This is a genomic window from Sphingomonas sp. NFR15 (assembly GCF_900103265.1).
GTDB lineage: Bacteria > Pseudomonadota > Alphaproteobacteria > Sphingomonadales > Sphingomonadaceae > Sphingomonas > Sphingomonas pollutisoli.
Genome location: NZ_FMWX01000001.1, coordinates 1,166,767 through 1,186,101, shown reverse-complemented (window position 1 = coordinate 1,186,101; position 19,335 = coordinate 1,166,767). Strand labels below are relative to the sequence as shown.

The 19,335-nt window shown below is 68.2% G+C and carries 13 protein-coding genes, 2 tRNA genes and 1 rRNA gene; 9 read left to right on the top strand and 7 right to left on the bottom strand.

The window, feature by feature from the left end:
• Nucleotides 1–2 precede the first annotated feature (2 nt).
• Together rrf and BLS81_RS05465 are read left to right on the top strand one after the other, a co-directional pair.
• Nucleotides 3–117, top strand: a 5S ribosomal RNA gene (gene rrf, locus BLS81_RS05470).
• 88 nt (nt 118–205) lie between these two features.
• Nucleotides 206–282 (top strand) — tRNA-Met (locus tag BLS81_RS05465).
• A gap of 236 nt (nt 283–518) precedes the next feature.
• On the opposite strand, the gene purU is transcribed toward BLS81_RS05465, so the two are convergent.
• The 3 genes from purU to BLS81_RS05450 form a co-directional block, all read right to left on the bottom strand.
• Nucleotides 519–1,376, bottom strand: a complete 858-nt coding sequence (gene purU, locus BLS81_RS05460; RefSeq protein ID WP_093221878.1) for a formyltetrahydrofolate deformylase — start codon at nt 1,374–1,376, stop codon at nt 519–521.
• A gap of 209 nt (nt 1,377–1,585) precedes the next feature.
• Nucleotides 1,586–1,981: a response regulator gene (locus tag BLS81_RS05455; RefSeq protein WP_093221594.1), complete on the bottom strand. Its 396-nt coding sequence runs from the start codon at nt 1,979–1,981 to the stop codon at nt 1,586–1,588.
• The gene (locus BLS81_RS05450) at nt 1,978–3,510 is read right to left on the bottom strand and encodes a sensor histidine kinase (protein WP_256326081.1); all 1,533 of its coding nucleotides are present in this window, start codon (nt 3,508–3,510) and stop codon (nt 1,978–1,980) included. Before BLS81_RS05450 ends, BLS81_RS05455 begins: the two co-directional genes overlap by 4 nt.
• 149 nt (nt 3,511–3,659) lie before the next feature.
• Here BLS81_RS05450 and BLS81_RS05445 point away from each other — a divergent pair, with 149 nt between their 5' ends.
• Both BLS81_RS05445 and BLS81_RS05440 read left to right on the top strand, forming a co-directional pair.
• The gene (locus BLS81_RS05445) at nt 3,660–4,073 is read left to right on the top strand and encodes a CopG family transcriptional regulator (protein WP_093221588.1); all 414 of its coding nucleotides are present in this window, start codon (nt 3,660–3,662) and stop codon (nt 4,071–4,073) included.
• Nucleotides 4,074–4,091: 18 nt separating this feature from the next.
• Nucleotides 4,092–5,150, top strand: coding sequence for an extracellular catalytic domain type 1 short-chain-length polyhydroxyalkanoate depolymerase (locus BLS81_RS05440; RefSeq protein ID WP_093221586.1), 1,059 nt, complete (start codon nt 4,092–4,094; stop codon nt 5,148–5,150).
• A 129-nt stretch (nt 5,151–5,279) separates the two neighbouring features.
• Here the strand turns inward: BLS81_RS05440 and BLS81_RS05435 are convergent, their stop codons facing one another.
• The 4 genes from BLS81_RS05435 to recJ form a co-directional block, all read right to left on the bottom strand.
• Nucleotides 5,280–7,316: an ATP-binding protein gene (locus tag BLS81_RS05435; RefSeq protein ID WP_256326071.1), complete on the bottom strand. Its 2,037-nt coding sequence runs from the start codon at nt 7,314–7,316 to the stop codon at nt 5,280–5,282.
• Nucleotides 7,317–7,377: 61 nt separating this feature from the next.
• Nucleotides 7,378–8,871 (bottom strand): ATPase domain-containing protein, encoded by a 1,494-nt coding sequence (locus tag BLS81_RS05430; protein WP_093221581.1) that lies wholly within the window; start codon nt 8,869–8,871, stop codon nt 7,378–7,380.
• 269 nt (nt 8,872–9,140) lie between these two features.
• Nucleotides 9,141–9,215, bottom strand: a tRNA-Glu gene (locus BLS81_RS05425).
• Between the two features lie 60 nt (nt 9,216–9,275).
• Nucleotides 9,276–11,042, bottom strand: coding sequence for a single-stranded-DNA-specific exonuclease RecJ (gene recJ / locus BLS81_RS05420; RefSeq protein WP_093221578.1), 1,767 nt, complete (start codon nt 11,040–11,042; stop codon nt 9,276–9,278).
• 402 nt (nt 11,043–11,444) lie between these two features.
• On the opposite strand from recJ, the gene BLS81_RS05415 reads away from it, so the two are divergent.
• From BLS81_RS05415 to BLS81_RS05395, 5 genes are all read left to right on the top strand, one after another.
• A complete protein-coding gene (locus BLS81_RS05415; RefSeq protein ID WP_093221574.1) occupies nt 11,445–13,778 on the top strand; it encodes a TonB-dependent receptor in 2,334 nt (777 codons plus the stop codon).
• Between the two features lie 125 nt (nt 13,779–13,903).
• A complete protein-coding gene (locus tag BLS81_RS05410; RefSeq protein WP_093221875.1) occupies nt 13,904–15,100 on the top strand; it encodes a multidrug effflux MFS transporter in 1,197 nt (398 codons plus the stop codon).
• Complete coding sequence (locus BLS81_RS05405; RefSeq protein ID WP_176787039.1) at nt 15,097–15,777, top strand: ABC transporter ATP-binding protein; 681 nt, start codon at nt 15,097–15,099, stop codon at nt 15,775–15,777. The genes BLS81_RS05410 and BLS81_RS05405 overlap by 4 nt, the downstream gene beginning before the upstream one ends.
• On the top strand, nt 15,767–18,280 hold the full coding sequence (locus BLS81_RS05400) for an FtsX-like permease family protein (protein WP_093221569.1): 2,514 nt from the start codon (nt 15,767–15,769) through the stop codon (nt 18,278–18,280). The genes BLS81_RS05405 and BLS81_RS05400 overlap by 11 nt, the downstream gene beginning before the upstream one ends.
• A complete protein-coding gene (locus BLS81_RS05395) occupies nt 18,280–19,335 on the top strand; it encodes a lipocalin-like domain-containing protein (RefSeq protein ID WP_093221567.1) in 1,056 nt (351 codons plus the stop codon). The genes BLS81_RS05400 and BLS81_RS05395 overlap by 1 nt, the downstream gene beginning before the upstream one ends.

The following is a 19,335-nucleotide window of genomic DNA, read 5'->3' as shown; positions in this document are numbered from 1 at the left end:
TGCCTGGTGGCTATAGCGTCTGTGCCCCACCCGATCCCATCCCGAACTCGGCCGTGAAACCAGTCCGCGCCAATGGTACTATCGCTTAAGCGATGGAAGAGTAGGTCGTCGCCAGGCATTGAAGCCGGTGCGCAGGAACATATACTCGGATCTCTCAGAACCCATTCACATGTCTCCCCCCGCACACCCACGCGGGGATCCTTGGCGCGGGGTGGAGCAGCCCGGTAGCTCGTCAGGCTCATAACCTGAAGGTCACAGGTTCAAATCCTGTCCCCGCAACCAATCACCACACGCCCACAACCGCCCGAGATACCTCAGGGCGGCTTTTTTGTGCGTTTTCTCCATGCCTTGTGCCTCTGAGCAACCTCCCAAGCGTCCGGCGAAATGTGGCTGGATGCCACCATGTCTATCCGCTGTCGCCGGCCGGATGCCGTTTGCAGCCAGCGGTTCGGCCTCGATACGGGTTCGCCCGGCCGCGCAGCGCCCGAGCCCGCGCCGATCGGTCCGTGCTGCCGCGATTAGCCCCGGAAGACGACGGTACGCCCGTCATTCTGGAAGACGCGATCGTCGAGATGCAGCCGTACCGCCTCGGCCAGCACACGGCGCTCGATATCGCGGCCTTTGCGCACCAATTCGTCAGGTGTGTCCGAATGGCCGATCGGTTCGACGTCCTGGTGGATGATCGGTCCTTCATCCAGATCCGCCGTGACGTAATGTGCAGTGGCCCCGATCATCTTGACGCCGCGGGCGTGAGCCTGATGATAGGGCTTGGCGCCCTTGAAACCGGGTAGGAAGCTGTGATGGATATTGATGCAGCGACCGGAGAGGAAAGCGGCGAGATCGTCGGAAAGTATCTGCATGTAACGCGCCAGGACGACCAATTCCGCTCTCGTTTCCTCGACCAGCGCCTTGATCTGCGCTTCCTGCTGCGCCTTCGTTTCGCGGGTGACGGGCAGGTGGTGGTAGGGAATCGCGTCCATCAGCGACGTGTGAAGCACCTCGCGCGGGTGGTTCGATGCGATCGCCACCACCTCCATCGGCAGCTCGCCCAGCCGCATGCGGTACAGGAGGTCGCCCAGGCAATGGTCCCATTTGGATACCATCAGCAGCACCTTCTTGCGGCTGCGCTGATCGTTGAGCGACCAATCCATCCCGGCCGCGCCCGCGATCGGCGCGAATGCCGCGCGTACCGCATCAAGGCCCGCGTCGCTGCCGGGCCGGAACGCGACCCGCATGAAGAAGCGATCGTTTAGCGCATCGTCGAACTGCTGCGCATCGACGATGTTGGCACCGCTTTCAAACAGGAAGGTGGCGACACGCGCGACAAGGCCGGGGCGATCGGGGCATTGCAGGCGCAGCGTATAGAGTTCGGGCATCATGCGTTCCCCAAGGTGTGCCGGCGCGCGGCGTTCGTATCCGTGGTCTGCTGGGCCATCATCAGCATCTACACCGGTGCCGACAAGATTATCACCGCGCGGGCCGAAAAGATCAGCATGCCAGTGGCTTCGGCGCTGATACCGAGATGGACCTACGCAAAATAGCCCGGAAAGAGTTCAGATGCCGACCAGATCAGCGTCTTGACTGGTCATGGGGTGCGCAGCGGAAGCGTTTGACGCTCGCCGCGCAAGTCGCGCAGCCGGGACACCAGCGCCGTCATGTTGACTGGTTTGGGCAGATAGGCCGCATCGGCGAGGTCCGGGGGGAGCGCCGACGCGTCATAGCCGGTCGCGAACAGGATCGGCACGCCGTCCCCGCGCAGGCCGCGGCCCACTTCGATGCTCGTCTCGGCGCCGAGATTGACGTCGAGCACGGCGAGATCGGGGCGCGCGCCGCGCAGCGAAGCGAGCGCGCCCGCCGCGTTAGCGAACGGGCCCAGCACGCGGGCGCCGGCCCGCCTCAGCGCCTCGGCGATATCGTCGGCGAGGTAGAAATCGTCCTCAAGGACGAGGACGGAACAGCCCTCAAGCGATGGTGCGGTCACGATCCGGTCTCCCGTATGTTCGGCAGCGGCGGCGAATTGGTCTGCAGGATGCTGTCGCCGGCGGCGAGCGGGAAGGCGATGCGGCAACGCAGGCCGTCCGCAGTGACCGTGAGTTCGCCTTCGCCGCTCAGCTCATAAGGAACACGGCGGGTGATCAGTTCGGTGCCAAAGCCCCGGCCATGTCCCGCGTCCGCCGGGTTCTCGACCGCGCTCTCGCGCCATTCCAGCGCCAGCCAGTCGCGTTCGTCCCGCCGATCGAGTCGCCAGCCTACCGTGATCCGGCCGCGCGGTTGCAACAGCGCGCCATATTTGGCGGCGTTGGTGGCAAGCTCATGGATGGCGAGCGTCAGCACTTCGGCCGCCTTGGGCGACAGCGAGATCTGCGGCCCGGCGACCGTGACCCGGCTCTCCTCCGCGTCCTGCGCGACCAACTCGTCGCGGATAATGCCGTCCAACGCGACGCCAACGCCCGGGCCCCGCGTCAGCAGCGCCTGCGTGCGGGCCATCGCCGCGATGCGTCCGCTCAACCGGTCGCGAAACTCCTGCGTGCTGACCGCCGCGTCGCCGCGCTTGACCACGGAGGCCACCATCGCGAGCACGTTGCGAACGCGGTGCTGCAGTTCGGCCAGCAGCACGGTCTGGCGTTCCTCGTTGCGTTTGCGATTGGTGAGATCCTGCCCGATCTTGAGGAACCCCGCGACCGCGCCGTCCGGGTTGCGCAAGGCGATAGTCTGGCCATCGACGAAGACGCGGCTGCCGCCTTTGGTGACGTGCCAGCGGATGTCCGGCGCCTTGCCATTGGCGCGCGCTTCCGCGCTCTCGCGCTCCGGGATGCCGTTGAGGCGATCTTCGGGGGTGAAGATGTCGGCCATCGTCCTGCCGATCATCTCTTCCTCACTCCAGCCGAACACCTCGGTGGCGCCGTGAAACCAGTCGGTGATGATATCATCCTGATCGGACAGGATGATCGCGAAGCCATGCGCGTTCTCGACGACCAGCCGAAAACGCTCGTCGGTGCGCTCCAGCGCGGCCATCTTGAAGAGCCGGTCGACGATCAGCCCGAGCACCGCGCAATAGGTGTGCAGGAACGCGATATCTTCTTGGTCGAACGCGCCTGGCGCGCGCGCGAGCGCCTGGAGCACCCCATAGGGCTTGCCGCCCGGCAGGATGATCGGCGCGCCGACGATCGCGCTCACGTCCCGCGCGCGCAGGGACCGGGTCTGCGGGGCGGTGTCCTGCGTCATGGCGAGGCTTTCCGGCTCGAGCGAACGCACCGTGAAGGCGGTTTCGTCCGCGTCGAGATGCGTGCCGACCATATCCGCCGCCCAGCCGATGCCGGCGCGGACCCGCGCCGCGCCGCCGGCCGCGTCGAGTTCTACCACCCTGACGACATCGGTGCGCAGCGCCCGCGCGACGATGCGGCAGCCTTCGGCAAGGACGGCGGAAAGGTCGTCGCAACGCAGCGCGAACGCGCCGAAATCGGCGAGAAGGCCGTGTCGCTCAGCGAGTTCGTCGCGGCTGGCGGTCATCTTCACCCTTTGATTTCATAGGGATGAAACCCGCTGCGGGCGCAAAGGTGCCGAAAGCCCGGCCATTTCGAAACCCGTCATGATCTCGCACTTGCACAATAGACTCTAATCATCCATATACCATCCACACGGATGGTAGGGCGGTTGTGATGGCGGAAGTTCACGAGTTCAGGCCCAAGGCCGACAGTGAGAAGATCACCATCAATCTCGGCTATGTCGATCTCGGCCATATTGACCTGATGGTGCGGGACGGTTTCTATTCGAACCGCACCGACTTCATCCGCACGGCGATCCGCAACCAGCTCGAACGCCATCGCCAGGCCGCCGAAAAGTCGGTCGTGCGCAAGCGCCTCGATCTCGGCATCAGCTATTTCTCACGCGCGCAGCTCGAGGCGGTGCGCGATGCGGGCGAGGTGCTCGAAATCCGTGTGCTCGGCCTCACCAGCATCGATCCCGAGGTTTCCCCAGAGCTCGCGAGGGCGACGATCGCGTCGCTCACCATCCTCGGCGCGCTGCACGCGACGCCGGCCGTCAAGGCCGCGCTCGCGGATCGCATCGCCTGACCATCGAAGGATATCAACATGGCTCTCAAGACATCGATGGAAGAGGCGCTGCGCCTGACACGATCGGGCAAGCTGCTCGAAGCGACCGCCTTGCTCCGCTCCGCCTTCACGCGCGGCGGCGGTGCGCCGGCTCCGGCAGGCGCGGCCGGCGGCACGTTGATCGAGAACGTCCCGTTCGGGCGGACGAAAGCCGCGCCTGACACGACCACCGCGCCCGGCCGCGAAGCGCGCTTCGAGGAGCGCAGCTACAGCGGCCCGGAGGGGACGATGCACTACCGGCTTTACCGGCCCGCGCAGGCGAGGGCGGGAATGCCGCTGATCGTGATGCTGCACGGCTGCACGCAATCGCCCGAGGATTTCGCGCGGGGGACGGGCATGAACCGGTTCGCGGACGAACACGGCTTCCTCGTCGCCTATCCACGCCAGACGCAAGCCGCCAACGCGCAGAAATGCTGGAACTGGTTCAAACCCGGCGATCAGCGGCGTGATCGCGGCGAGCCGGCGCTGCTCGCCGGCGTCACCCGTCAGGTGATTGCCGAGGAACGTGCCGATCCCGCGCGTGTCTATGTCGCGGGCATGTCGGCGGGGGGCGCGGCGGCGGCGATCATGGCGGCGGAATATCCCGATCTCTATGCCGCGGTCGGCATCCATTCGGGTCTCGCCTGCGGGGTGGCGCGCGACTTGCCGAGCGCGCTCCACGCGATGAAGCGGGGCGGCGGCACGCGCGCGACGGACACCGGGCGGCGGTTCGTTCCCGTCATCACCTTCCACGGCGACCGCGACGCGACCGTAAACGAGATCAACAGCCGCGAGATCGTGGCGGCGGCCGCCGCCGTCGCGCCGGCGCCGCTCACCGCCACGGTCGAGACCGTCCGCAATCCGGCCGGGCGCTCCTACACGCGCGAGACGAGCGCCGACGGGCGGGGCAGGGTGCTGATCGAACGCTGGACGATCGCGGGTTCCGGCCATGCCTGGTCGGGCGGAGACGCATCCGGCTCCTACACCGACCCGGCCGGCCCCGACGCGTCGCGCGAAATGGTGCGCTTCTTCCTCGAACGCAAACGCGCCACCGTCTGATCCTTCCCGCGTCGCGGCGGAAAGGGCGCGTGGGCTCCGGGATGGTGGGCTTGTGCGCGCGACATCGCTGGCGGAGAGCCCTCTCCGTCGCGCCATGCGCGCCACCGCTCCGCACGGGAAGCGGCCCTCTTACGATGCTACCATCTCGGCGATCTTGGCGCTCAGCGCCTCGATCGCGAACGGCTTGGTAATCATCGCCATGTTGGTGCCGAGGAATCCCGCGCGGATCGCGGCATTCTCGGCATAGCCGGTCACGAACAGGATCGGCAGGTCGGGCCGATGCTCGCGCGCAACTTCGGCGAGCTGGCGGCCGTTCATGCCGGGCAGCCCGACGTCGGAGATCATGAGATCGATATGCTGGTTCGATCGCAGGATCGGCAGCGCGCCGTCGGCATCGCTCGCCTCGATGGTATGATAGCGCAATTCTTCGAGAACGTCGCCCACCAGCAGGCGGACCGATTGGTCGTCTTCGACCAGCAGCACCGTCTGGCCGTGTCCGTCGATCGCCAGCGGCGGCGTGTCCGGCCCTTGCGCGAGCGGAGCCTGTTCGACCGGCAGATAGATTTTCACCGAGGTGCCCTGTCCCGGCTGGCTGTGGATACGCACCTGCCCGCCCGATTGCCGCGCGAATCCATAGACCATCGACAGGCCGAGTCCGGTGCCCTGGCCGGTCGGCTTGGTCGAGAAGAACGGCTCGAACACCTTCTCCAGCACCTCCGGCGACATGCCCACGCCGGTATCCGACACGCCGATCATGACATAGCGGCCGGGTTCGATATCGGGCTTCGCCGCCGCATAGGCCGCATCGAATTCGACCACGCCGGTCTCGATGGTAAGCTGCCCGCCGTCGGGCATGGCATCACGCGCGTTGATCGCGAGGTTGAGGATCGCGTTTTCGAGCTGATTGGCGTCGGTCACGGCGAAGGGAAGGCCGGGCGCCAGCGCGAAGTCGAGGGAGATGTTCTCGCGGATCGAGCGCCGCAGCAGATCGTCGAGCGAGCGCGCGAGCGCGTTGACGTCGGTCGGCTTGGTGTCGAGCGATTGCCGCCGCGAGAATGCCAGCAGGCGCGCGGTCAAGGCCGCCGCGCGCTGCGCGGAGGCCGCGGCGGCATCCATGAACCGTTCGAGGTCGTCGGTCCGGCCGCTCGCGAGCCGCCGTTTTATGATGTCCATCGCGCCGATCACGCCGGTCAGCATATTGTTGAAATCATGCGCGATGCCGCCGGTGAGCTGCCCGACCGCCTCCATCTTCTGGCTCTGCCGCAGCGCCGCCTCAATCCGGCTGCGGTTCGCCATCTCGGCTTCGAGTTCGGCGGTACGTTCGGCGACCTTCTGCTCAAGCGTGCGGTTCAACTGGTCGAGCTGCTCGCCCTCGCGCCGCAGCGCCTCCTGGGATTCGGCAAGCGCGCGCTCGGCCGCCTTGCGCGCGGAAATGTCCACGACGGTGCCGAGGAAGCGGACGCGGCCCGTGGCGTCGCGGATCGTGCGGCCGCGCGCATTCACCCAGCGGGTGACTCCGTCCTGCAAGCCGATCGTGCGATATTCGATGTTGTAATGGCCGTCGCCATCGGGATCGAGTGATCGCTCGACCGCCGCCAGCGCCCGCGCGCGATCGTCCTCGTGCAGCCCGGCGACGAACGACCCCTGATACGTCACCTCGGCATCCGCCGGCAGCCCGAACAACGCCTTGCAGCGCGCGTCATAGCTCAGCACGTCGCGTTCCGGGTCATATTCCCAGGTGCCGATGTCCGCCGCGCCGGTCGCCAGCCGCAACCGTTCCTCGTTGGTCGCCAGATCGCGCAGCCGGTCGCGCAGGTCGAATTGCCGCTGGCGCGATCGCATCGCCGAGCGGATCGCGCTCAGCAGCGAGGCGGTGCCGAGCGGCCGTTCGAGCACGATCGTGTTCGACAGCACCTCGGCGATCCGCAGCCGCGCCCGCTCGCTCGATCGCCCCTCGATATCGCGCCGCGAGGCGAGCAGGATGAACGGTATGTCGGACCAGGCGGGTTGCGCGGCCAGCGCGGCTTGCAGCGGCTCCAGGCCGCCCCGCAACGCCTCCTCGGTGACGAGGACGACGCCGGTTTGTTCGTCGAGCGCGGCGGCGAGGTCCGGCACGCTCCCGCGAACGCATACGTCGTACCCCTCTCGCGCCAGCAGCGCGGACACGCTCTCGGCGTCACGCCCATAAGGCGCGCTGATCAAAACCCGGTGGCCGAGCGGGGCATGCCTATGGCTCAAGCCGGTCTTCCATCAGCGGATCGTCTCCGCCCCGATATTCGGGCGTGCCCGTCATCACCCCCTTGAACTCGGTCAAGGGCTCCCCGACGCGAACGCCGCGTGGGTCGATACGCAACTCACGGATCGCGTCCTCATGCTGGCCGCCGCGATTCTTGATGACCGAGATCGCCTTGCGGAGCCGCCCACCCGCCTCGAAGAAGCGCAGCAGCAGCACCGCGTCGGCGACATACGAGACGTTGAGATTGCTCGTCATATTCCCGAGCAAGCCTTGCTGCGGGTTGATGAGGAACGTCACGACGCCCTGCTGACTGAGGTAGGACAGCAACTCGTGCATTTGCAGGATGAGCTGCTGTTCCTGCGGCATCGCCGCGATATAGCCGTTGAGGCTGTCGAGCACGATCATTCGCGCGCCGCGCGCCTCGACCTCGCCGCGAATCCGGCTCGCGAATTCCCCGGGCGAGATTTCCGCCGGGTTGATCTGCTCGATGCGCAGGCAACCGCTGTCGAGATGTTTTCGCAGATCGAGGCTGAACGCCGTCGCCCGCGTCAGCAGCGTTCCGATCCGCTCGTCGAATTCGTAGATCGTGGCGCATTCGCCGCGATCGCAGGCGGCGTGGACATATTGCAGCGCGATCGTCGTCTTGCCCGTGCCGGCCGGCCCGGTGACCAGCGTGCTGGTGCCGCGCATCGGCCCGCCGCCGAGCAAGGCGTCGAGCTCCGCCACCCCGCTCGCCACCGGCTCGTCCGCATAGTCGCGGTGGTGATCGGCCGCGATCATCCGCGGGAAAACATCTAGCCCACCCTTGCGGATCATGAAATCATGATAGCCGGCGATGAAATCGACGCCGCGCAGCTTCTGCACCTGCAACCGCCGCCGCGCCGCGCCGAAATCGAGCGTCAACCGCTCCAGCGTGATGACGCCGTGGCAGAGGCTGTGCAGTTGAGAATCGCGGCCGGTCTCCGATCCGGTCATGTCGTCGACCAGCAGCACTGTGCCGCTGCGCCCGGCGAAGAACTGCTTGAGCGCGAGCACCTGCCGACGATATCTGAGCGGATCCTGCGCGAGCAGCCGCATTTCCGAAAGGCTATCGAACACGACGCGCGTCGGCTTGACGCGGTCGACCGCGTCCTGGATGAGCTTGATGGTCTCGCTCAGCTCCATTTCCCACGGATGCAGGATCGACTGATCGCGCGCGTCGCCGAGGATCTCCGCGGCCGAATCGAACTCGAAGATCGCGAAATCGTCGATCCCCCAGCCGTGCGACGCCGCCACGACGGCGAGTTCCTCCTTGGTCTCGGATAGGGTGATGTACAGGACGGGTTCGCCCTGAGCGACGCCTTCGCGCAGGAATTGAAGCGCCAGTGTCGTCTTGCCCGCGCCGGGCGCGCCTTCCAGCAGATACAGCCGGCTCGCGGGCAATCCACCCTTCAGGATCGTGTCCAGACCGGCATTGCCCGTGGATATGATGGTGTTGCCCGACATTTGCCCGCCATTCGTCAGAAAACACCGATCCTAAACTACGCCCGCCGGCGCGCGAAATCGTTGTCTTTGAAGATTCGTCACAAAGCGCGATGATCTAAACTTGGATCAATCGAAAAAGATCCAGCCGCGCGCTTGGGTGCGTGTGGCAACTGCCGTCCCTTTGTCCCGGCTGCCGGAACGTGGCGCGGCGGAGCATGCCTGCGCCCGAACCACTTGAGCTTGGAGATTTGCCGCCGCTTCGAATTTATAAGTCGTTGAAAAACAACGAATGGTGACCCCTACGGGATTCGAACCCGTATTTCAGCCGTGAAAGGGCCGCGTCCTAACCCTTAGACGAAGGGGCCATGCCGTTGCCGGGCGGGCGTTGGGCGCTGCTAGGGAAACATGCGCTCGAGGTCAAGCGTCTAATCGGCCCAGGCGGCATCGTCGAGGTGAAGTTCGGCAGCGGGCTTGGCGCCCCAGTCGTCGATCTTGGCGCGGCCGGCGACCCACAGCCTGCGGTGCGGCGGTGCGCCGAGCAGCGCCTGCCCGAGCAGCGTATCGGCGGCGCGAAAGGCGACGGTCTTGAGCGGCCGGCCGTCATCGCCGCTGGCGATCGCGCGGACGTGGCCGTTGCCGACGATGTCGGCCTTGAGGATCCGCACCGGCCCGGCGGCGATGCGCGGCGCGGGCCAGCCCATGCCATAGGGGCCGCCGGCCTCCATCGACTCGACCAGCGCCGGATTGACCCCGCCGGGCGCGAGCAACGCATCGACCAGCAGTGCACGGTCGCCGATCGCGCGGGTCACCGCCGCTTCGAGTCGTTCCTCGAGGAAGTCCGTGAACGCGTCCAGCCGGTCCTCGGCGATCGTCAGCCCTGCCGCCATCGCATGCCCGCCGCCCGCGATCAGCAGGCCGCTGTCCTTCGCCGCCAGCACGCCTGCGCCGAGATCGACTCCGGCGATCGAGCGGCCCGAGCCCTTGCCGACGCCCGCCTCATCCAAGGCGATGACGATCGCGGGGCGGCCGTATTTCTCTTTCAGGCGCCCGGCGACGATGCCGATCACGCCGGGGTGCCAGCCGGGCCCGGCCACCACCATTACCGCGCGGTTGCCCTTGTTGAGCGCGATCGCCTCGGCGGCCTCCTGCACTTGCGCCTCGATCGCGCGGCGTTCCTCGTTCAGGCGATCGAGCTCGGCGGCGATCGCCTCGGCCTCGGCGGGGTCGCGCGTCGTCAGCAAGCGCACCCCGAGATCGGACTTGCCGACCCGCCCGCCGGCGTTGATGCGCGGGCCCAACGCGAAGCCGAGGTCGGAACACACCGCCGCGCGCTTCATCCGCGCGGCATCGGCCAGCGCGCTGAGGCCGACGTTGCGGCGCTGCCCCATCACCTTGAGGCCCTGCGCGACGAACGCGCGGTTGAGACCCTTCAACTGCGCGACATCGGCGACGGTGCCGAGCGCGACCAGATCGAGCAGGTCGAGCAGCCGTGGCTCCGCGCGGGCAGCGAAAAATCCGCGTCCGCGCAGCGTCCGCACTAGCGCGGCGCCGAGCAGGAACGCCACGCCGACCGCGGCGAGATGCCCGTGCGCCGCGCCCTCGGTCTCGTCGAGCCGGTTGGGGTTCACCAGCGCATGCGCGTGGGGCAGCGCGGTCGCGCATTTATGGTGATCGACCACGATCACATCGACTCCGGCTTCGCGCGCCATTTCGAGCGCCTCGAACGCCTGAGCGCCGCAATCGACCGTGACGATCAGCCGTGCGCCTTCCCGTGCCAGCCGCACCAGCGCCTCGCCCGACGGGCCATAGCCTTCCATCAGGCGATCGGGGATATAGGCGCGCGCCTCCAGCCCGAGTTCGCGCAGCAGCAGGATCATGAGCGCCGCCGAGGTGGCGCCATCGACGTCGTAATCACCGAAGATCGCGATCTGTTCGCCCGCCTGCACCGCATCGGCCAGCCGCGCGGCGGCGCGGTCCATGTCCTGGAAGATCGACGGATCGGGCATGAAGGCGCGGATGCTCGGGCTCCGGTGCGCGTCGAGCGCCTCGCGCGGGCACCCGCGTGCAAGCAACAGATGCGTGACGAGATCGTCGGGCGCGAAACCGGGGTCGCGTGCGTCCGCCGCCAGCATGCGCCAGCGCCACGGCTGGCCGAGGATCGAGCGGGTGATGTTGAGGACGGTGGGGGTCATCGCGCGCGGGCTGGGGGGCACTGCATCGCCGCTCCCTGCACCAAATCGCGGCGGGTTAACAGGCGCCCCCGTTCGGTGTGTGATGAATATCACACTGCTTCGTAATCGCACGGTCCGGCCCGGAGTGGGGCTGGCGCATGGCCGAATTTTGCGCCAAGGGCGCGCCGCGTTGATGAAAAGACCGCGAGGAGAGCAAGTGTTTGCGGGGCATGGCTGGCTGAACAGCCGGTCACCGTGAAAGCAAAATCTCTGTCATCAAAACTACACAATCCGATCCTAGCCGCGCGGCAAGGGTCAGCCGCAAACACCACCGAACGCCTGTTCTTGACGAGCCGGCGGGCGGTGGCGTGCGTGCGGGCAAACAGATTCGATCGTGTCGATCCTTTTACCTTGGGGGTTCCCGTGTCCAACTTCACCATTCGTTCGCTTCTCTTCGTCGGCTGCGCCACCGCCGCGCTGTCGTTCGCGCCGGCCGCCTCGGCCCAGGACGCGCCGACGGCCACGACCGCCGCGGCGAGCGACGGCACGCTCGGCGACATCGTCGTGACGGCGGAGCGGCGTTCGGAGAATCTCCAGAAGGTGCCGATCTCGGTCGGCGTGCTCCAGGGCAGCGACCTGCGCGACTATACCGCCGGCGGCAGCGATACGCTGCTCGAACTCGCCAACCGCGTCCCCGGCCTCTACGCCGAGACGACCACGGGCAAGATCTTCCCGCGCTTCTACATCCGCGGCCTCGGCAATATCGATTTCTATCTCGGCGCGTCGCAGCCGGTCGAGATCATCCAGGACGACGTCGTGCTCGAGCACGTCGTGCTCAAGTCGAACCCGGTCTATGACGTCAACCAGATCGAGGTGCTGCGCGGGCCGCAGGGCACGCTGTTCGGCCGCAACTCGACCGCCGGCATCATCAAATTCGACACCAACAAGCCGACCAACGAGTTCACCGGCCGCGCCACCGCGTCCTACGGCACCTACAACACCGTCACGCTCGACGCGGGCGTCGGCGGGCCGATCGTCAAGGACGTGCTGACCTTCCGCGTGTCGGGCCTGTATCAGCACCGCGACAACTGGATCACCAACACCTACACCGGCACCAACAGCGCGGACGGCACCACCGGCGGCAAGGACACGCTCGGCGGCTTCGACGAGAAGGACATCCGCGTCCAGCTCGAGCTGACCCCGCCCGACACCGGCTTCACCGGCCTGCTCTCGGCGCATGCGCGCGATTACAGCGGCACCTCGACGATCTTCCATCGCGGCGCCATCCTCAAGGGCACCAACGACGTGAGCAACGCGCCGCGCGCGTTCGTCGGGCTCGACGAGGGCGCGGGCAACCCGCAGGCGTACAAGACCTACGGCGGGTCGTGGAACATGAAGAATGATTTCGGCGGCGTCACGCTGACCTCGATCAGCGCCTATGAGACGACCTCGGGCTACAGCCGCGGCGACACCGACGGCGGCGTCGCGACCAACTTCCCGGGCAACCTCTATTTCGGCGAAAGCCAGGGCCGGGTGCGTGATCTCGACCAGCTCACCCAGGAGCTGCGCCTCGCCAATAACGGCAACGGTCGCTTCAAATGGCAGATCGGCGGCATCTATTTCTATTCGCGCGACAACACCGAGTTCGACCAGCGCGGCTTCTTCCTGCTGCCGGGCCAGGCGGCGCGCAACCCGAACAACTATGTCCTGCTGCGCAACACCAACACGTCGTACGCGGGCTTCGGCCAGGCGAGCTATGAGATCGTCCCCAAGCTGACCATCACGGGCGGCGTGCGCGTCACCAACGACACCAAATCGACGCGTCTGGTGATCGGCCCGCGCAACGCGGCGGGCGTCTCGACCTTCCCCGCCACCGCGCCGACGTTCGTCCGCCTGTCGGACACGCAGCCGAGCTGGGACGTGGCACTGCGTTATCAGGCCACCGACGACGTGAGCCTGTTCGCGCGGGTCGCGCACAGCTTCCGCGGGCCGACGATCCAGGGCCGCAACGCGGTGTTCAGCTCGGCGTTCGTTACGGCGGGTTCGGAGACGATCACCTCGTATGAGGGCGGCTTCAAGTCGAACCTGCTCGGCAACACGCTGCGCTTCAACGCGACCGGCTTCTACTACAAGGTCAAGAACATCCAGTTGAACGGCAACGACGCCAACAACAACGGCCTGCTGTTCAACGCCGATCAGGCGCAGGCGTGGGGCGGCGAGGCGGAGCTGACCTGGCGGCCGGTGCCGAACTTCACGGCTGGCATCGGCGCGAGCGTGCTCCACACCGAAATCAACGACAAGCGCGTCTATACGCCGGTGTGCTTCCTCAACGGCGCGGTGACCTGCACGGTGCTCAACCCGACGATCCCGGTCCGCAACGCGGCGGGCGTGACGACCGCGACGCTCGCGCAGATCGATGGCAACCCGCTGCCCAACGCGCCGAAATATCAGCTCGACGGCAACGCGCGCTACGACTTCCCGCTCGGCAACGGCGGCAAGCTGTTCGTCGGCGGCGACGTGACGCTCCAGGGCTACACCAGCCTGGTGCCGTACAAGACGATCGAATACACCTCGGACGGCACGTTCGAGGCGGGCCTGAAGGCCGGCTACACCGCCCCCGAAGGCGCGTATGAGATCGCCGTGTTCACGCGCAACGTGACCAACGAGAAGAACCTCAAGGGTGTGCTCGACAATTACAATGCGGCGGTGTTCAACGATCCACGCATCGTCGGCGTCCAGCTCAGCGGCAAGTTCTGATCCCCGGTGGGGCCGCCGCCCGGCGGCCCCGCACCCCGCGCCGCCCAGGGGCGGCGCAAATGCTTGTAATGTCGGGCGGCTGCCGCGAAAGGACCGGTATGACCGAGCCGACCGCACGCTATCCGATGAGCGGGTTCGAGTTCGTCGCGTTCATCGCCGCCTTGATGGCTGTGAACGCGCTGGGCGTCGACCTGATGTTACCCGCGCTCGCCGATATCGGGCGCGATCTCGCGATCGTCACCGCGAACGACCGGCAATGGATCGTCACCGCCTATATCTTCGGTTTCGGCATTGGGCAGATCTTCTACGGGCCGCTGGCCGACCGGTTCGGGCGCAAGCCGGTGGTGGTGGTGGCGCTGCTCTGCTTCGTCGGAGCGGCGGCGTTCGCGGCGCATTCGGCCTCGTTCGCGGCGCTGCTCGGCGCGCGGGTGTTGCAGGGGTTGACCTCGGCCGCGTCGCGCGTGCTGTCGGTGGCGATCGTGCGCGATCGGTTCTCGGGCCGGCAGATGGCGCGCACCCTGTCGGTCGCGCAGATGATCTTCTTCGTCTTCCCGATCCTCGCGCCCACGTTGGGGAGCCTCGTGCTCGCCTTCGGCCCGTGGCGGCTGATCTTCTACGCGCTCGCCGGATATACGCTGGTGGTGCTGCTCTGGACCTTGCTGCGCTTCGCGGAGACGCTGCCGCGCGCGCGGCGCATACCGATCTCGTGGCCGTCGCTGCGCCAGTCCTATCGATTGACGCTGACCGACCGCTTCTCGCTCGGCTATGCGGTGAGCAGCGCGCTGACCTTCGGCGGCATCGTCGCGTTCGTCTCCTCCTCGCAGCAGATTTTCGTCGATGAGTTCCACGCGGGCGGCAAGTTCACCATCCTGTTCGCGGTCTGCGCCTTTTCGATGGGCTGCGCGGCCTTCGCCAACAGCCGCCTCGTCGAACGCCTCGGCATGCGGCTGATCTCGCAGAGCGCGGTGTTCGGGCTGATCGCGCTGTCGCTGGTCCATGTCGCGATCATCGCCAGCGGGCACGAATCGCTTGCCACCTATATCGTCTTCCAGGCGCTGAGCATGACGTGCATCGCACTGTGCGGATCGAATTTCGGCGCGATGGCGATGGAGCGGGTCGGCCATATCGCCGGCACCGCTTCCTCGGTGCAGGGCTTCATCGCCAGCGTCGGCGCGGTGGTGGTGGCGGCGGTGATCGGACAATCCTATGACGGCACCACGCTGCCGCTGGCGCTCGGCTATCTCGCGATCGGCGTCGTCGCGCTGGGGCTGATCCTGTGGATCGAGGGCGGGCGGCTTTTCCAGGCCCGGGCCGGGGCGTGACCGCGCCGCGCCTCGACGTGCGCGGCCTCGGCAAGAGCGTGCCCGGCCCGCGCCGTCTGTTCGCCGGGCTTGATCTCGCGGTGCGCGGGGGCGAACTGGTTGCGATCCTCGGCGAATCGGGCGTCGGCAAATCGACCTTGCTCAACATGCTAGCCGGTCTCGACGAGGCCGATGAAGGGACCGTCACGATCGAGGGCAGCACGCTCGGCCCGCTCGACGAGGCGGCGCGGACGCGGTTGCGGCGTGAGCGGATCGGCTTCGTCTTCCAGGCCTTCCACATCCTGCCGTATCTCACGCTGGCGCAGAACGTCGCGCTGCCGCTCGCGCTCGTGTCGTCCGACTCGCGCGCCGCGCAGGCGCGTGCCGAGGCGATGCTCGACTCGGTCGGGCTTGGCGGGCGCGGCGGCGATTATGCGCGCGATCTGTCGGGCGGCGAGTTGCAGCGCGTCGCGATCGCCCGCGCGCTCGTCCACGCGCCGGCGCTGATCCTCGCCGACGAACCAACGGGCAATCTCGATCCCGAAACCGCCGCGCGCGTGCTGGCGCTGTTCGGCGGCGCGGTGCGCGAGCGTGGCGCGGCGGGCGTGATCGTCACCCATTCGGATGCGACCGCCGCCATCGCCGACCGCGTCCTGACGCTCACCGCGCAGGGGCTCGTGGAACGCCGTGGCGGCTGAGCCTGACCTGTGGTCCGGGCGGCTCGCGCTCGGCTGGCTGATCGGCGGCGAATGGCGCTTCCACCCCGGTCGCTTCGTGCTGACGGCGGTGGCGATCGCGGTCGGGGTGGCGCTGGGCTTCGCGGTGCATCTCATCAACGGCTCGGCGCTCGCCTCGTTCGACGGCGCGGTGCGCGGCGTGGGCGGAGGCGCGGAACTGTCGGTACGCGCGGCCAGCCCGCTCGGCTTCGATGAAGCGCTGTATCCGCGCGTCGCGCGTGCGGCCGGGGTGCGCGACGCCAGTCCGGTGGTCAAGCTCGACGCGCGCATCGGCAGCGCGCGGCTGACGTTGCTTGGCCTCGACGTGATCCGCGCTGCTGCCGTCACGCCGGCGCTGGTCGGGATCGCCCCCGAACGCGGCAACGATGCGATGTTCGCCGAGGACGCGGTCTTCCTGTCGCGCGCGGCGCTTGCTCAGACCGGAGCAAAGATCGGCGCGCATGTGGCGGTTACCGCCAACGGGCGAAGCGTGCCGCTGCGCGTCGCGGGAACGCTGCCCGGTGCGGGCGACACCGCTGTACTTGGGGTGATCGACATCGCTGCCGCGCAGTGGCGCTTCGGCCGGCTCGGCACGCTCGACCGGATCGATCTTGCGGTGTCCGATCGGGCCGCCGCCGAGTCCGCGCTGCGCGGCCTGCCTGGCGCGACGCTCTCCGCGGCGGAGGCGCAGAACGCGCAGGGGGATGTGCTGTCGCGTGCCTATCGCGTCAACCTCGACATGCTCGCGTTGGTCGCGCTGCTCACCGGTGGGTTCCTGGTCTATTCGGCGCAGTCGCTGTCGGTGGCGCGGCGGCAGCGCGCGTTCGCGCTGCTGCGCACGCTCGGCATGCCGCGCGGCGGGGTGGTGGCGGCGGTTGCTGTCGAAGGGCTGGCGATCGGCGTGGTCGGCGCGGGCGCGGGACTTGTGACGGGCTATGTGATGGCCTGGGCGGCGTTGCGCTGGTTCGGCGGCGATCTCGGCGCGGGCTATTTCGGCGGCGGCGTGGTGCGGCTCGCGTTCCAGCCCGGCGCGGCGCTCGGGTTCTTCGCGCTCGGGCTGGCCGCGGCGGCGCTGGGCAGCGCGATCCCCGCGCGGCTGGCGGCACGCGCCGCACCCGCCGCCGCGCTGAAAAACGCCGGCGACGTGCTCGATCCGCGCGCGCGGGTGGCATGGTGGCCGGCGGCGGTGTTGCTCGTTGTCGGCGGCGCGGTCGCGCTGCTCCCGCCGGTCGGCGGGCTGCCGCTGTTCGGCTTCGCGGGAATGGCGCTGCTGCTTGCCGGCGGCGTCGCGGGCGTGCCGTGGTTCGCGCGCGTGCTGCTCACCCCGCTCGCGCGGCGCAGCGGCGGGGCGGTGCCGCGCCGGCTCGCGATCCGCCACCTCCACGGCGCGCCCAACGATGCCGCGACCGCCTTGTGCGGAATCGTCGCCTCGACGGCGCTGATGATCGCGATGGCGACGATGATTACCAGCTTCCGCGGCGCGGTCGATGACTGGCTCGGGCAGGTACTCGGCGCGGACCTCTATCTGCGCACCAGCGCGGGCGCGGTGTTCGATCCGGCCACGCAGGCGCGGCTCTCCGCCACGCCCGGCGTCGCGCGCGCTGCGTTCAGCCGCCAACTGCCGCTGACGATCGTGCCCGACCGCCCGCCGATCACGCTGATCGCCCGCCCCGAGCGCGGCGCGCACGACCCGCTGCTGGTGCTGATTGCCCCAGCCGTACCGCTCCCGACCGGTGCGCGGCCGGTGTGGGTGTCGGAGCCGGCGCAGCGGCTCTATGGCTGGAACCCTGGCGATAGCGTCACGCTGCCGATCGGCGGCGGCGCGCGCTTCACCGTCGCCGGCGTGTGGCGTGATTACGGACGGCAGACCGGCGCGGTGCTGGTCGATGCGCATGACTATCAGCGCCTCACCGGCGATACCGGCCGCGACGAACTCGCGGCGATGCTGCGCCCCGGTGCTGACACGGGGGCGGTCACCGCCGCGATCCAGGCGCGGCTTCCGGCCGATCTGCGCGATCAGGTCGAGATCACCCGGCCCGCCACGCTGCGCCGCTTCGCGCTGACGTTGTTCGATCGCAGCTTCGCGGTCACCTATCTGCTCGAGGCGATCGCGATCCTCGTCGGGCTCGCCGGGGTCGCCGCGACCATCTCGGCGCAGACGATGGCGCGCGAGCGCGAGTTCGGCATGCTCCGCCATCTCGGCCTCACCCGCCGCCAGCTCACAGCGATGCTCGCCACCGAAGGCGCCTTGGTCGGGCTGACCGGCGCGCTCGCCGGCATCGCGCTCGGGCTGGTGTTGGCGCAGGTGCTGATCCACGTCATCAACCCGCAGTCGTTCAACTTCACGATGAGCACGCGAATCCCGTTCGGCACGCTCGCGGCGGTGGCGGCGGCGCTGTCGGGCGCGGCGGCGGCGACCGCGATCCTCGCCGGCCGCCGCGCGACCGCACGCGGCGCGGTGCAATCGGTACGGGAGGATTGGTGATGCTGCGTTGGATAGCGGGCCTCGCGCTCGCCGCCGTCGCGCCGGCCGCGACGCCCTATCCGGTGGTCAGGCCGGGCATAACGCTGCGCTTTCCACAGGATCACGGCGCGCATCCCGCGTTTCGTACCGAATGGTGGTATGTCACCGGCTGGCTGCGCACCGCGCGCGGCGACGATCTCGGCTTTCAGGTGACGTTCTTCCGCACCCGCCCACAGACCGACCCGCGCAACCCGAGCCGTTTCGCGCCAACGCAGGTTCTGTTCGCGCATGCCGCGCTGTCAGACGCCAAGACCGGCCGCCTGTTCCACGGCGAGCGCGTCGCGCGCGCTGGCTTCGGGCTGGCGCAAGCACGCGAAGGCGATGCCGATGTCGCGATCCGCGACTGGCGGATGCGGCGGCTGCCCGACGGGCGCTGGGCGACGCAGGTCAACGCCGATGGCTTCGCGCTCACGTTGGCGCTCAGCCCAACCCAGCCGCCGCTGCCGCAAGGGCAGGGTGGCTACAGCCGCAAGGGGCCGCGCCCCGAAGAGGCGAGCTATTATTACTCGATTCCGCATTTGCGCGTCAGCGGGCGTGTCACGCGGGCCGGCACGACCGAGCCCGTGACGGGCGAGGCGTGGCTCGATCGCGAATGGTCGTCGGACTATCTCGCGCCTGAAGCGCAAGGCTGGGACTGGACCGGGCTCAACTTCGACGACGGCAGCGCGCTGATGGCGTTCCGCATCCGCCGCAAGGGCGGCGGCACGCTCTGGGCGGGCGGGGCGTTGCGGCGCGCCGATGGCACGCGATCGGTGTTCGCGCCCGGCGATGTGTCATTCCGGCCGCTTGCGATCTGGCGCAGCCCGGCGACGGGGGCGACTTATCCGGTCGCGCAGCAGCTCAGCGTGCGCCTCGCCGACGGCATCCACCGCTGGCGCCTGCAGCCGTTGTTCGCGGCGCAGGAACTCGATACGCGCGGCAGCGGCATGCCGGTCTATTGGGAAGGCGCGGTGCGAACACAGGGCGGGCGCGGCTATCTCGAACTCACCGGCTACGCCAAAGCGCTCGCGATGTGA